The following is a 15,035-nucleotide window of genomic DNA, read 5'->3' as shown; positions in this document are numbered from 1 at the left end:
GTGTGAGGTTGTTAATGATTGTAATTTGGTCCGGCGCAGTCCATACCTATCGGACTGCCGTCGGGAATCTTAGGAGCCTTGTCGATTTTAAACTCATCCGGGTCTTCTTTGTATGCCTGGTAGGTACGGGCAAGTTCCCTATGGTATAGATTGCCTTCCTTCCATTCAGACTCCAGGGTTGCAAGGCGATCGCTGATCACGGATTTAGCCTTGAGGCTTACATCAGGATCTGAGTGTGCTCCTAATAATTGTTGTAAGGCAACGTATTGCACCGTTTCGATTACTGCCTGTTCGTAGGATTCATTTGATGAGGTCCAGAAGGTGTTAGAAATTATTGCATCTATTACTTCTTCCACTCCCAGGTTTTTAGGCTCCATGGCCTTCTGCTGCACCAGTCGGTTCAATCGTTCAGGGTGCAGGAGCAGTGAAATGCTAACTTCGGAAGCCGCAGCCGCAGCAGCCAGCGGATCGAAGGTCACACCGGTGCTGCTACTGAAGGATTCGCGATCCCTTCCATAGCCAAAAGCCCGTGGCGGAAACAAGTCCAGTGTCTGCTTCGGAATTGCTAAATGCTTTGAAGAAATCGTTTTGATCAATTCTCCCAAAGCAATTTTCTGTTCCGCCGTTGCCACCCGAATTTGTTTGATTCCCTGGGCTCCTTTTATCTGGTAATCGTAGTCCATGCCTCCTATTAGCTTCACCGCCGCTTCGGTCTGGTATCGGTGCAGGAAATAGAGGGGGACAAAGACATCTTCCAGGCTTGTAAACGGTTGTCCGTTTGGAATGTTGTCTACGGAAAAGTTACTGATGGCGGCCTCCCTTATCTTAAGGATATTATTAAGTTCAACCTGCGCCTGCACTCCGTTATCCCAAAGGTGTGCCTTTGCATGGGCACCACCTTTCGCTCTGGCATCACTGTCTGTGATGTATCTCATGCCGCTTGCAAATGCCCGGTCCAACAACTCCCTTAAATATTCCTTTTCCGAAGAACCTGTGGGTACATCACTGTACGAATAGGCAACAGTCACCTTATCCCATTCTCCAATTCCGATATCATAGGCATTGCTGAAATCCACTTCCCCATCTTTCAAACTCAATGTTGGGTGGGGATAATCCATTACACTCGCCCTATCGTTGGTACTGGCCGCGAAATTGTGGGCAAAGCCAAGCGTATGGCCCACTTCATGAGCGGAAAGTTGCCGAATGCGGGCAAGCGCCATGTCCATCATGGGCTTCACATTAGCATCGCTCTGGGCAAATGGGCGGTTCATCAGGGCCTGCGCGATCATAAAATCCTGACGAATCCTTAGACTCCCCAAACTCACATGACCTTTAAGTATTTCTCCGGTCCTGGGATCGGTAATGCTTGCTCCGTAACTCCATCCCCTCGTGGAACGGTGCACCCACTGTATCACATTATATCTTACGTCCATAGGATCGGCTTCGGGTGGCAGCATCTTAACCTGGAAGGCATCCTTGTAGCCTATGGCCTCAAAAGCCTCGTTCCACCAACCAGCTCCTTCCAGTAGCGCCGAGCGCACTGGTTCTGGCGTTCCCGGATCCAGATAATATATAATAGGTTCTTTGGCTTCACTTACTTCTGCCTTTGGGTTTTTCTTTTCTAAGCGATGGCGTGTTACAAAACGCTTTGTAATGGGTTCCCAGATTGGAGTACTGTAATCCATATAGGTGGTTGGATAAGAACCACAGCGAGGATCGAACACTCGAGGGGTATAACCGGCTTCCGGTAGTTTCACGAAACTGTGATGCTGGATAACCGATACCGACTTCGAATCCGGAGCTACAGAACGAATTTTGCTACCCTCTGGCTCTCCCACATAGGTTATCATTGCTTCGAACTCCACATTCTCCGGAAAGGCCTTGGTACGTTCCATCCATAGTGCAGAGCGACTGGCATCCAGCTTATACGTACCTTCTTTCATAGATTTTAACCTGTCGATTACACCGTGGGTGTCCTGCATGAGAAATGGAGTAAGATCGATCACATAGGTCTGTCCCTGAGTTTCCTTAATAGGAAAACCAAAGATCACGGATTTGGCAAAGGCCTCCTCTATAGAACGACGCTCCAGGTTATTGTTCGAACTAGCCCTGTAATCGAGATTCGGTTGAATGAGTAATAGTTTGTTCCCGCTTTTCATGAACTTCACTACTTTTCCTCCACCCAACTGACCTCTATCCAGACCGATATCATTTGAACCCAGCCCCGTACGAAGTGAGTGTATATAGAGAAATTCAGTATTGAGCTTATCCACCTCCAGGTAGATCTCACCGGAATCATCCGAATAGTGAAAATCGAAATATCCTTCGAATTTTTTAAGGTTCTTTTTTTCTGAAAGGAATTGGGCTGAAACAGATGTTACACACAGGATTGCGATAACCGCGAAGACAAATCTATTCATATTGAAATGTTTATATTGGGGAGTGCTCTAAACTACTAAAAATCCTTCAGAATAAATTTCGCCTTGCGAACATAAAGCCTATTTTTGTTGAAAATCCAAATAAATGATTACAACCGATCAGCTCACCGATCTCAGAAATCGCCTGGATGCGTTAAGGAGGTATCTTTGACGTTGATGGCAAGCTTATAGAGATCTCCAACGACGAGGAGAAAACCTACGACCCGAATTTCTGGAATAACCCACAGGAAGCCGAAGCTTTTATGAAGAAACTTCGGAATAAGAAAAAGTGGGTGGAAGATTACAACAAAGCCGTCACTCTCACCGATGACGCTGAAGTCATTTATGAATTCTTCAAAGAAGGCGAAGGCAAAGCCGAAAATGTAGAAAATCGTTTTCAGGAAGCTCTCGAGGCCATTGAAACCCTGGAATTCAGAAATATGATGAGTGATGAGGGAGATGACCTTTCCGCAGTACTTCAGATCACAGCTGGTGCCGGTGGTACCGAAAGCTGCGACTGGGCACAGATGCTCATGCGTATGTACCTCATGTGGGCCGAAAAGAACGGCTTCTCCGTGAAGGAGCTCAATTTCCAGTCAGGTGATGTAGCGGGTATAAAAACTGTTACTTTGGAAATCGACGGCGACTATGCCTTTGGTTGGTTGAAAAGCGAGAACGGCGTGCACAGACTGGTGCGCATATCACCGTTCGACAGCAATGCGAAACGCCACACCAGTTTTGCCAGCGTATATGTCTATCCGCTAGCAGATGATAGTATAGAGATCGATATCAATCCTTCGGAAATTTCATGGGACTTCGCTCGTAGTAGTGGAGCCGGGGGTCAGAATGTAAATAAGGTGGAAACAAAGGCAATCCTTACTCACCACCCTACCGGGATCGTGATCCACAATTCAGAAACAAGATCACAACTGGAGAACCGTGAAAAGGCGATGCAAATGCTGAAATCCCAGCTTTATGAGATCGAACTGCGAAAACAACAGGCAGCCAGGGACGAGATCGAAGCCGGAAAAATGGCCATAGAATGGGGTTCACAGATTCGTAATTATGTGCTTCATCCTTATAAGCTGATCAAGGACGTTCGTACCCAGCACGAAACCGGAAACGTGGATGCGGTGCTCGATGGCGATATAAATGCATTTTTAAAAGCCTATTTAATGATGACCGGGCAAGGCGAAAAGGAGAACGAGTTGTAAACAATTAGAAAAGCCCCTCTATTGAAGAACCTCCTTATCATTTCGCTGTTTATTACTGCCTTTGTCCAAACGACAATAGCACAGGAGATCAAGACTGATTCAACCGCCACGGGGAGTGAATCCTATGCACTTTTCAATCTCTCTACTCCTTTCGATTTTATTTCCCCCAGACTTCGTGTGGGATATATTTGGGGAATGAGTGAAAAATGGAAAGTTGGTCTCGCGGCAGGCTATGGATTCAGTGGATACTCCTTATTCGTTTCTTCAAATAACGAAGGTAGTGACTATCAATTCTGGGAAATAAGACCTCAACTTTTCCTGTTTACACACCCTAAGAAAAAATCCAAACCTTATGTCTCGGCCGAATTTTTCTACATGGATCACAATCAGACGCTCGATAGTGATTTCTACTATCCCGAGGAATCTTCGGAATTTGTGGTTCGATACGAGCGTATTGACTACAATAGAAAGAAGTACGGCCTTAATATAAAAGGAGGCGGCATGATACCGATCTTCAAAGATTTCGGAATTAATATTTATGGCGGAATCGGGTTCAGAGTTCGGGATGTAAGTTTTTCAAATGCTATTGATCCGCGTTTTGAACTCAATGATATTGAGGATGAGTTGGGCTTTTTCGAAGCATTCCGCAGAGAGGAAGGAACTGTGGTTGGGTTTAATTTTAGTTTTGGCTTCAATATTTATTATCGAATCGGAGACCGCCAATAGTGCATTAATTCGTTAAAGCCGTACTAATATTTTTTCTGAATAGTCGCAACCCACTATTTTAGAGGGCAAATACAATCACATGAAACTAACCAGGCTACCTTTTTTTGTAGGGCTTTTATTATCGGTCATTACCTTCGCCCAGGACCTCACCTTTGAAGAATACAACCCCTCCTCCACCCTGGTGGTGCCGGGAGAACCCGTTCTAAAAGCTAAATTCCCTTTCATCGATGTTCACGGACACCAATACCGTATGCCTAACCAGGACCTGGTGCCCGTCGTAGCCGCAATGGACACACTGAACCTGCAGATCATGGTGAACCTCAGCGGTCGTTCAGGAGATGATCTTAAAAAGTCGGTTGCCAATATCAAGAACAACTATCCCAACCGTTTCGTGGTCTTTGCCAATGTAGATTTCGATGGTGTGGGCACGCCCGGCTGGACAGAAAATGCGGTTGCCCAACTGGAAGAAGATGTTAAGAGTGGCGCTAAAGGTCTAAAAATATACAAGAGCCTGGGATTGCGATACAAGGATGCTGATGGCAATAGAGTTCAGGTGGATGATCCGCGATTGGACCCTATCTGGGCCAAGTGTGGAGAGTTAGGCATCCCGGTATTAATCCACACAGCCGATCCCAAACCTTTCTGGGACGAATTCGATGGGGATAACGAACGCTGGCTCGAACTGAAATTGCGACCACGAAGAAAGCGAAGTGCTACAGATCCTGCGCCTTGGGAAAAGCTAATCGCCGAACAACACAATATGTTTAAAAAGCATCCAAACACAACCTTCATTAACGCTCACATGGGATGGTATGCCAACGACCTTGGAAAGCTGGGTGAACTCCTGGATGAAATGCCGAATATGAACGTTGGAATTGGTGCTATCATAGCAGAATTGGGCCGCCAACCGCGTAATGCGAGAGCTTTCTTTATCAAATACCAGGATAGGATCCTATTTGGAAAAGACAGTTGGAAACCGGAAGAATTCCCAACCTATTTCAGGGTGCTGGAGACGGATGACGAATATTTCCCATATCACAAAAAATACCATGCGTTCTGGGCTATGTACGGCATGGACTTACCGGATGAAGTTTTAAAAAAGGTGTATTACAAGAACGCCCTGCGTATAGTTCCCGGACTGGACGCCAGCCTATTTCCAAAGGATTAACTCATGGACAAAGTTCAGGAGATCATAAAGGCATTGGATTTGAATCCCCATCCCGAAGGTGGTTACTATCGCGAGACGTATCGCAGTGAAGGAACCATTCCGAAGGAGGTATTAGGCCAACCATTTACGGGTGATAGGAATTACTCCACTGGGATCTATTTTTTAATTACTTCGGAATCGTTTTCGGCGTTTCATAAAATCAACCAGGATGAGATGTGGCATTTTTACGATGGCTCACCTATGAATTTACATATGATCAGTCCTGATGGTGAGTACAAAGTCGTAAGAATTGGAAACGCTCTTTCCGAAGGGGATGTACCCCAAATCACTGTTCCGGCAGGTTATTGGTTTGCTTCTGAAGTGGCTGAAGAAAACAGCTTCTCACTGTTAGGATGCACAGTCTCGCCTGGATTCGACTTCGATGATTTTGTAATGCCAGATCGTGCGCAACTGATTACACAATTTCCGCATCTGGAAGATATAATCACCAAGTTAACACATTCGTAAGATGACAAGAGATTTTTCGACTATCATATTCGACCTGGGAGGAGTACTTATCGACTGGAACCCGGAATACGTCTACCTGAAGGAATTCAGGGGTGATCGTGACAAGATGAATTGGTTTTTGAATGAGATATGCGCCTGGGAATGGAATGCCAACCAGGACGCAGGTTACCCCCTGGCCAAGGCTACGGAAGAGCGTGTTGCCATGTTTCCGCAGTACGAAGAATTAATCCGTATGTACTATGGTCGCTGGGAAGAGATGCTCGGATTTACACACGATGATACACTTAAAATATTGGAACATCTGGTAAATCATCCCGATTACCGTGTTCTGGCACTAACCAACTGGAGTGGGGAGACCTTTCCGAAGGCTATCGCGAAATTCGATTGGCTTCAATGGTTTGAGGGAATCCTCGTTAGTGGTGATGAAGGTATGCGGAAGCCCTTTCGCGATATCTATGAATTGATGTTGTCCCGCTACAATATCAATGCTTCAGAAGCAGTGTTCATTGACGACAGCATAAAAAACGTGGATGGTTGTGAGGTGGTTGGTATAAAAGGTATACATTTTACTGGTGCTCAGGACCTTCGGAAATCACTTGAGGATTTAGGTATACGGATGTAGGATTTTTAGTAAATTTAGAGAATGAACAAGAGGAAAGTAGCAGTGCTGGGACCCATTCCCAGAGATTATATTGTAACTCATAACAATGAGGTTATTCAGAAGTATGGATGCGTGACGCACACTGCGATTGCCTTATCCAATCTGCTCGGTCCGGATGACGTTGTGTATCCGGTTACTCATATTCGGAAGAGTGATGAAGCGGGTATCAAGGATCTTTTCAGTAGCTATAAAAATATCGATACCTCTTATATTTCTTCGGAAGAAGACAGGGGTGATGTTATTCAATTAAAATTTACGGATCAGAACAACCGCATTGAAACACAAACGGCTTTTATGAAGCCCATAATGCCTGAAGATATAAAAGACCTCCTGGATTGCGAGGTTTTTGTCTGCGTTCCGGTCACTGATTTTGAAGTACCGCTGGATACCATTCAGTATATAAAGAAAAACAGCAACGCGGCCATCGTTTTTGATGCTCATGGCCCAACCACAGCCTTAACCACAAAAGGAGAGCGAGTAACCAAGTTTTGGGTAGATCGTGATCTGTGGCTACCGTATATCGACGTCTTGAAAATGAATCTTGAAGAGGCTAATTGCAGTTGGTTTCAGAATGAATATACCCTTGAAGAACTCAAGCACAACGACGAGATCGCCATGGAGCAACTACCCGTCTTCGCCGAGCATTGCCTGAGGCATCAGCTCAAGTCCCTGTTCGTTACACTTGATTCACGCGGAGTGATGGTGTATACCCTCGAAAACAATAAATTAAAACAGCAACTGGTGCCTTCCGTACCTGTTGAACATGTTGTGGATACCACGGGCTGTGGTGACTCCTTTGCAGGAGGTATTGCATTCAGTCTGTTACTGGCACCGGAGGATCCCATCAAAGCTGCCCAGTTCGGAAATGCTATGGGAGCCCAGCGAACGCAAGGAAAGACCTTCGATGTATTCAAGTCGCTGAAAGAGACCCAGGCTATCCTGGATAAGACCTATTCCTAAGATGAAAGCCGCCACGGCCGCACAGATCAAAAAAGAGCTGAAATATCGCAGCAGTGAGGAGTTGGAACAACTCTGCCTTCGACTGTCGCGATTCAAAAAAGAAAACAAAGAACTGCTTACCTATTTATTGTTCGAGAGAGAGGATGAAGCAGCTTATATTCACCATATTAAGGAATATATCGACGAACGACTCCTTGAGATCAATATCTCAAGTAGTTACTACATCAAGAAGAGCCTAAGGAGAATTCTCAGGGAAACAAAAAAATTCATACGCTACTCAGATGTAAAGGAAACCGAAGTGGAGCTCCTTCTCTTCTATTGCACCAGGCTGCTGGAATTCAAGCCTTCCATACGGAACAACAGAGTAATGATGAATGTGTTTTACAGACAGGTGGATCTAATCAAATCCAAGATAAAAGCACTGCACGAAGACCTTCAGTACGATTACAAACAAGAGCTCAATTCATTAATTGAAAAACTATGAGATCATTAATTAAAAAACAGGCCGTCAGAGGGTCACTGCTGCTTCTGGTCATGTCATTGCTCCTATTATCCTTCACAGGAACACCCACTGAAGTTAGAAAGTTGACCGCAGAGACCAACCATTCCTCCTTTTTGTTCTCAGTACCTATCGCCAATGGGATTACCCGGGTCACGGGAAAATTCAATGAGTATACCATCGACCTGGACTATGTGGATGAAGATTTCACAAAATCGACACTCTCTGCTTCAATAAAGTCGGCCAGTATAGATACAGGGATTGACGGAAGGGATGAGCACCTGAGAAGTACTGATTTTTTTGATACCGAAACTTATCCTGAGATTACTTTCGCAAGTAGCAGAATTGAAAAAACGGATGATGGTTATAAGGCGATTGGAGATCTTATACTTCATGGAGTGAGCAAAGAAACCGAAATCCCCTTTGTTGTAAATGGAATGGATGGTAAAAATACCTTCGGAATCTCGGCGCGATTCAGTGTAGACCGAACAGCTCATGGCGTTGGGAATGACTTTAAGCATACCTCTATCGAAAATTTTATTAGCGAGGTAATCGACGTTGAGATAGATTTCTGGACGAAGAAAAGAAAAGAACCAAAAAAAGAAGAATGACAACTATTTATCACAATCCGCGTTGCCGCAAATCCAGGGAAACACTGGCCTTACTTGAGGAACGAAATGAATCCACAGACATAGTCCTATACCTGGACAATCCGCCTTCCGAAGCCGAACTGGGCAAAATCCTCAAACAGCTGAATATGTCTCCTATAGAGCTGGTGAGAAAGAGCGAACAAATCTGGAAAGACAATTACAAAGGGCAGTCTATGAGCGATACTGAGATCATTTCCGCTATGGTGAAAAACCCGAAACTTATAGAAAGACCCATCGTTATAAAAAATGGTAAAGCGGCCTTAGGCAGGCCCCCCGAAAACGTTTTAAATATCTTATAGAATATTTAACAAAAGATTGGCTGTACGAGGTAAAACCTAGGACTATTTTCGTGGTCTAAAGGCAAAATCCTTCGAATGAAACCATCCATAACCCTGTTAATTTCATTATTCACATTGCTCGCATTTGGGCAACCCTCCAATCCCGATCCCGGAGTGGAACGGGATTACAAAGTGACTGGTAAAGTCCTTGAAAAGGGTAGCAATCAACCCCTGGAATATGCATCAGTAGCTTTCCTGGACAGCAATGGTGAAGTTGTTGCCGGTGGTATTACAGACATGAACGGAATGTACAGTTTTAAAGTTCCTGAAGGCACCTATACCATACAATTCGATTTTATTTCCTTTAAGCAAATCAAGCTTACTAACCAGGTCATCGACAAGAATATGGAAATGCCCCCCGTATATATGGAAATGAACACGGAAAGCCTGGACGAAGTAGTGGTGCGCGCCGAAACGACGGAAGTACAGATCCGACTGGACAAAAAGATCTATAATATTGGAAAAGACCTTACCACAAGTGGAGCTACAGTTAGTGACGCATTGAATAACGTTCCTTCGGTAACGGTAGACGTAGAAGGGGCAATATCGCTTAGAGGAAACGAAAATGTGAGGATACTGATCAATGGGAGGCCTTCCGCACTGGCGGGATTCGGATCAACCGATGCTCTACAACAACTGCCTGCTGAGGCCATAGAACGAGTAGAAGTGATCACTTCTCCATCGGCGAGATACGATGCCGAAGGAACAGCCGGAATCCTGAATATAGTGCTGCGTAAAGAGAAAACCCGAGGTCTTAACGGCTCCATTATCGCCAATGCCGGTTATCCCTGGACGGCGGGTATCAATGGAAATGTGAATCTACGTACCGACAACTTTAATATTTTCAGTACGACCGGATTCCGATATCGCGAATCTCCCGGTAATGCTTTTTTCGAAAACCGGTATTTCTCTTTAGAGCGCGACAACCCTCTCGTACGGGAAGATAGGGATTACGATCGTGTGGGTAGGAACTTCAATTCCAACCTGGGTATGGAGTATTTCCTCACCGAAAGTTCTTCGATCACAGCTTCGGGCTTTATTAGAATTGGGAACGATGATGATCTCACAACCAATATCACCAACGAGTTCGACCGAAACAACGCACTTGCCATCACAACCATTCGTGAAGAACTGGAAACGGAAGATGACAATAATTATCAATTGGCACTGAATTACAGGAACCAGTTCGACAATGACGGGCAGGAACTGACGATTGATTTCCAGTATGAAATAAGTGATGAAACTGAGAGTGCGGATATACTGGAATTCGTATCATTTCCAACCGCAACCGATCTTCCCACGGAAATCGTTTCAACTGTTGAGGACCAGACAGAATACCTGGCACAGGTCGATTATGTACTTCCTATTGGGGAAAATGCCCAATTTGAAGCAGGTTACCGCGGGAACTTCGAGGAGACAAACACCGACTTCTCAGTATTCGATGAAAACCAAACTACGGGAAATTTTGTGCGGAATGATAGTCTTTCAAATATTTTCAACTTTCGACAAGATGTAAATGCACTCTATACCCAGTACGGAAACAAGTATGGAAAGTTCTCCTTCCTCCTGGGGCTGCGTATGGAAAGTACTGTGTTAAAAGGTGATGTTTCTGCAGAAAACATTAATTCAACGACAAATGACTTCGATCTGGATTTTGACAAGGATTACCTCGGACTATTCCCCACGGTAAATCTCATCTATGAGATCGGTGATCGGGAGAACATAACTTTAGGATATAACAGAAGGATCAATCGGCCGCGGTCGTGGTTCCTGAATCCCTTTCCATCACGTTCGAGTGAGGCCAATGTATTCCAGGGAAATCCCGGACTTGACCCCGCATATGCTAGTGCTTTCGACCTGGGCTACTTGAAAAGGTGGGACAAGATCACTCTAACTTCCTCGGTTTATTACCAGTATGAAACAGATTCATTCGAACGAATCCAGGAAGATACGGGTGAATTAACCCCTAACGGTATACCAATTATCAGGACCTTACCGATCAACCTCTCAACAAATGAAAGAATCGGGTTCGAAGCAGGTATACTTTACAACCCCGCAAAATGGCTAAGATTTAACGGTAGTTTTAATTTCTTCAGGTTTTCAACTGAAGGGGAATTCAACGGAATTGACTATGGCGCAGAAAATACCAGTTGGTTTTCACGTGCCAGTGTTAAAGTTTCCCTACCCGCTAAGATCGATTGGCAGACCAATGCGTTTTACCGAGGACCTCGGAACAACGCCCAAACTGAGTTTGAGGGTATACTGTCTTTCAACCTTGCTTTTAGTAAGGAGTTGTTCAACGACAATGCAACCGTTGGGTTCAATGTTCGTGACCTGTTTAATTCAAGGAAGAGAATTTCGGTTACCGAAACTGAAACGTTTATCTCGGATTCCGAATTCCAGTGGAGAGAGCGTTCATTTAACCTTTCCCTTACCTACAGATTCAACCAGAAGAAGCAACGTGAACGAGGTCGTGAAAATGGTGGCGGTTTCGAGGACGAAGGATTCGAAGGATAATAAACTAGGATATATAGTATAAAAAAAGGAAGCCAATGGCTTCCTTTTTAATTTTGTGGGAGTTATTTACAGGTCTTCTTCTGCTTGTCTTCTGGCTTCACGTTTTAGTTTCATGTTCTCTAACAGCGCCCCACCTATCCAGTAAGGGATGAAAGCAACAAGGAAAATCATTAACCAAAATCCGATTGTTAAGATGGTTAAGAATGCTAAAAATCCTAAATATTGATCAAATTCCATGATAGCCTGTGTTTTGTTTTGGCAAAGATAAAATGATTTTTTCAGAAATTATAGCAATTGAACCCATTTTATTCACAGTAAATAAACAACCATTCATTTGAGTGAGATAGGCGTATTTCGTATTTTTGTACTTCAATTTTTCCACTATGAATTACAGAATAGAAAAGGACACCATGGGCGAGGTAAAGGTGCCTGCCGACAAGCTATGGGGAGCACAAACAGAGCGTTCAAGGAACAATTTCAAGATCGGTAGCCCGGCATCCATGCCACTTGAGGTCGTTTACGGATTTGCATACCTGAAGAAGGCTGCAGCCTATACAAATTGTGAGCTTGGAGTCCTTTCAGAAGAAAAAAGAGACCTTATAGCCGCCGTCTGTGATGAAATTCTGAATGGACAGCATGACGAGCAGTTTCCATTGGTGATCTGGCAAACTGGATCAGGGACGCAGAGCAATATGAACGTGAACGAGGTCATCGCCAACAGAGCGCATCAACTCGCAGGAAATGTAGTTGGCGAAGGAGACAAAACACTGGCACCGAATGATGACGTCAACAAATCTCAGTCGTCTAACGACACCTTCCCTACCGGGATGCATATAGCAGCCTATAAAAAGATCGTTGAAGTAACCATCCCTGGCGTGGAGCAATTGATGAAAACATTGCAGCGTAAGTCGGAAGAGTTCAAGGACGTTGTAAAAATTGGACGTACTCACCTAATGGACGCTACACCTCTTACATTGGGGCAGGAATTCAGTGGTTATGCCTCACAACTGGATCACGGACTTAGGGCGCTTCGCAATACCCTGGATCACCTTTCAGAGTTGGCGTTAGGTGGAACAGCAGTTGGAACCGGAATAAATACACCCGAAGGATATGCCAATAAGGTAGCATCTTTCATTGCTGAATTCACCGGGATGCCATTTGTTTCTGCAGAAAATAAATTTGAGGCACTCGCGGCACATGATGCCATCGTAGAATCTCATGGGGCGCTTAAACAGTTAGCGGTATCACTTAACAAGATCGCCAACGACATCAGGATGATGGCCAGTGGCCCACGAAGTGGGATCGGGGAAATTACCATCCCTGCCAATGAACCGGGATCTTCTATTATGCCGGGGAAAGTAAATCCTACACAATGTGAAGCACTCACCATGGTGTGTGCACAGGTTATCGGAAATGATGTTGCTATTGCCGTGGGAGGTGCACAGGGACATTATGAATTGAATGTCTTCAAACCTATGATGGCTGCCAACATATTGCAATCGGCGCAACTTATCGGGGATGCCTGTGTTTCTTTCGACGAACACTGTGCTTCGGGTATCGAGCCCAACCACGAAACCATACAAGAGTTATTGAACAATTCTCTAATGCTGGTAACTGCGCTTAATACGAAGATCGGTTATTACAAAGCCGCGGAAATCGCAAACACGGCACACAAGAATGGAACTACATTAAAAGAAGAGGCCGTGAATCTTGGCTATCTCACAGCTGAGGAATTTGATGCATGGGTTCGACCGGAAGATATGGTGGGTAACTAATTTGTTTTAATACAACAATAGTGGTTTGATTTTGTCATTCTGAATTAAATTCAGAATCTGAATCAAATTCAGATTGACAAACAGAGGGTTAGATTGACGCGCAGAGGGTCAAATTGACAGGAAAAGACCCGAATCGATAATTTCTTTAAACAGGTTTACTTTAAGTAAATCTGTTTTTTTATGCAAAAACATCGACGAAATGCATTTTTATTAGATTAAATGTAATTTTTGTGTATATTGTTGTACCCAAATTATTAAAACCTACTTATTATGAGGCTACGATTACTACCCCTCGCATTGTGTATGCTATTGATGCTTTTTATGCCTCAAAACGCATCTGCCATCAACGTAGAACACAATACTAATTCGTCTCTATCCCTTGCTAATACTACATTAGCATTCAAGACAAATCCTAAGACCGAAAGTAAAAAAATTGCTGAAGTCGAATTAAAATCGGCCACAAATCATGCCGCGAAAACGGTAAAAGATAAACTGGCCGCCCAAAATCCCGGAAAAAGTGATTTTTCAAGAGTTGAGGAATTTTCCTACAAAAATATTACAGATGTAAGAAGCAATTCTGGAAAAAATTATGCGACAGCCAGGAGTACTTATGAAAATTCACAGGAGTTAAGAGAAGCTTCCTTCGGACAAGGAATGTTTTACGGCTTTGCCATCATGGTGATCCTACTCAACCTGGTTTGTTACTTCCTATTCGATGACAGGTTGTTTCTTTTCTATTCAATAACACTATTTGCTACCGTTAACCTACTGCTTTTCAGTGATGGGTTGATGTTTCTAATAGGTTTTAACGAATTTGCAAATCCACTGGCCGTTGAATCTTTACTGGTACTCGCCACATGTGTCTTTGCCAGCTGGTTTGCTTCTAGATATCTTATTCTTTCTGAAGTCTTCCCTAAGCTACGATGGGTTGCTTCGGCCTTATTCGGTATAGCCGGGGTTCTGATGATCATGAGTTTTATAACAGGTTCTTCAGCCGTGGCGGTTTCCGCTATGATGATTTCTTACGCTGTCCTGGGTACTTACTTTCTATCGGGAGTGTATTTGTTCAGCAAAAAGAATTACCCGAAATTTTATGTTATTGCCCTGAGTATCCCTTTGTTATTCGCTATAGACTATTTCGTGATGAGGAATCTGGGATTGGAGTTTTTAATGACACAGCCATCGCATCTGAAAGCAGCGATCATTGCTGAAATGCTCATGCTATCCTACGCCATAGTGTACAGGATGAGGGCTATAAAGGATGAAAACGAATTGCGACAAACCGAATTACGCATTTTCCTGAAGCGCCAGGAGATCATGAACCGAAAGAATGCCATGCAACTTATGGAGGAGGTATATCTTGAAAACCTGATCATGCATTACGACCTGGACGGTTTTGAAATTAAGCTACTTCAGTACATTTCTGAAGGAAAAGATAATACCAAGATCGCAAGAAAATTAAAGATCACGGAATCCGAAGTAGAGGAAGTAACAAAAGAACTCTATCACAAACTGGAGATAAGCGAACAGATCCAGGAGGATTACAGAATGGTAGACGCCCAGGCGGACTACATATACAATTAACTGAGAACCGTTGTCTTAA

General features: G+C 44.1%; 14 protein-coding genes. 12 read left to right on the top strand and 2 right to left on the bottom strand.

Features of this window, described 5'->3' with window-relative positions; translation table 11 throughout:
* Positions 1 to 11: 11 nt before the first annotated feature.
* Complete coding sequence (locus J1N09_RS11650; protein ID WP_265200390.1) at positions 12 to 2,420, bottom strand: zinc-dependent metalloprotease; 2,409 nt, start codon at positions 2,418 to 2,420, stop codon at positions 12 to 14.
* A gap of 103 nt (positions 2,421 to 2,523) precedes the next feature.
* Here J1N09_RS11650 and prfB point away from each other — a divergent pair.
* The 10 genes from prfB to J1N09_RS11600 all read left to right on the top strand — a co-directional run bounded on the left by prfB (position 2,524) and on the right by J1N09_RS11600 (position 11,657).
* Positions 2,524 to 3,631 (top strand): peptide chain release factor 2 gene (gene prfB, locus J1N09_RS11645; protein WP_265200389.1). Its coding sequence is split into 2 segments (ribosomal slippage): positions 2,524 to 2,586 and positions 2,588 to 3,631, totalling 1,107 coding nucleotides; the frame shifts between segments, so codons are not numbered across the junction.
* A gap of 21 nt (positions 3,632 to 3,652) precedes the next feature.
* Positions 3,653 to 4,357, top strand: a complete 705-nt coding sequence (locus J1N09_RS11640) for a hypothetical protein (protein ID WP_265200388.1) — start codon at positions 3,653 to 3,655, stop codon at positions 4,355 to 4,357.
* Between the two features lie 79 nt (positions 4,358 to 4,436).
* Positions 4,437 to 5,525 carry an amidohydrolase family protein gene (locus tag J1N09_RS11635; protein ID WP_265200387.1) on the top strand — a complete coding sequence of 363 codons (1,089 nt, stop codon included), beginning with the start codon at positions 4,437 to 4,439 and terminating at the stop codon, positions 5,523 to 5,525.
* Between the two features lie 3 nt (positions 5,526 to 5,528).
* On the top strand, positions 5,529 to 6,032 hold the full coding sequence (locus J1N09_RS11630) for a cupin domain-containing protein (RefSeq protein ID WP_265200386.1): 504 nt from the start codon (positions 5,529 to 5,531) through the stop codon (positions 6,030 to 6,032).
* Between the two features lies 1 nt (position 6,033).
* The gene (locus J1N09_RS11625) at positions 6,034 to 6,654 is read left to right on the top strand and encodes an HAD family hydrolase (RefSeq protein ID WP_265200385.1); all 621 of its coding nucleotides are present in this window, start codon (positions 6,034 to 6,036) and stop codon (positions 6,652 to 6,654) included.
* 21 nt (positions 6,655 to 6,675) lie between these two features.
* The gene (locus J1N09_RS11620; protein WP_265200384.1) at positions 6,676 to 7,653 is read left to right on the top strand and encodes a carbohydrate kinase family protein; all 978 of its coding nucleotides are present in this window, start codon (positions 6,676 to 6,678) and stop codon (positions 7,651 to 7,653) included.
* A 1-nt stretch (position 7,654) separates the two neighbouring features.
* Entirely contained in the window at positions 7,655 to 8,137 is a 483-nt protein-coding gene (locus J1N09_RS11615) for a hypothetical protein (RefSeq protein ID WP_265200383.1), read from the top strand.
* Positions 8,134 to 8,763 (top strand): YceI family protein, encoded by a 630-nt coding sequence (locus tag J1N09_RS11610; protein ID WP_265200382.1) that lies wholly within the window; start codon positions 8,134 to 8,136, stop codon positions 8,761 to 8,763. The genes J1N09_RS11615 and J1N09_RS11610 overlap by 4 nt, the downstream gene beginning before the upstream one ends.
* Positions 8,760 to 9,101, top strand: coding sequence for an arsenate reductase (glutaredoxin) (arsC, locus tag J1N09_RS11605; RefSeq protein ID WP_265200381.1), 342 nt, complete (start codon positions 8,760 to 8,762; stop codon positions 9,099 to 9,101). The genes J1N09_RS11610 and arsC overlap by 4 nt, the downstream gene beginning before the upstream one ends.
* A gap of 75 nt (positions 9,102 to 9,176) precedes the next feature.
* Positions 9,177 to 11,657, top strand: a complete 2,481-nt coding sequence (locus J1N09_RS11600; protein WP_265200380.1) for an outer membrane beta-barrel family protein — start codon at positions 9,177 to 9,179, stop codon at positions 11,655 to 11,657.
* 66 nt (positions 11,658 to 11,723) lie between these two features.
* On the opposite strand, the gene J1N09_RS11595 is transcribed toward J1N09_RS11600, so the two are convergent.
* A complete protein-coding gene (locus J1N09_RS11595; RefSeq protein WP_265200379.1) occupies positions 11,724 to 11,894 on the bottom strand; it encodes a hypothetical protein in 171 nt (56 codons plus the stop codon).
* 146 nt (positions 11,895 to 12,040) lie between these two features.
* Between J1N09_RS11595 and fumC the strand changes: the two genes are divergently transcribed.
* Positions 12,041 to 13,432 carry a class II fumarate hydratase gene (fumC, locus tag J1N09_RS11590; RefSeq protein WP_265200378.1) on the top strand — a complete coding sequence of 464 codons (1,392 nt, stop codon included), beginning with the start codon at positions 12,041 to 12,043 and terminating at the stop codon, positions 13,430 to 13,432.
* Between the two features lie 270 nt (positions 13,433 to 13,702).
* Positions 13,703 to 15,016 carry a 7TM diverse intracellular signaling domain-containing protein gene (locus J1N09_RS11585; protein ID WP_265200377.1) on the top strand — a complete coding sequence of 438 codons (1,314 nt, stop codon included), beginning with the start codon at positions 13,703 to 13,705 and terminating at the stop codon, positions 15,014 to 15,016.
* The last annotated feature ends 19 nt before the right edge of the window (positions 15,017 to 15,035 follow it).

Source organism: Aureitalea sp. L0-47, assembly GCF_026126405.1.
Taxonomy (GTDB): Bacteria; Bacteroidota; Bacteroidia; order Flavobacteriales; family Flavobacteriaceae; genus Pukyongia.
Note: the sequence above shows the minus strand (reverse complement) of the source record. Positions and strands in the feature narration are given on the sequence as shown.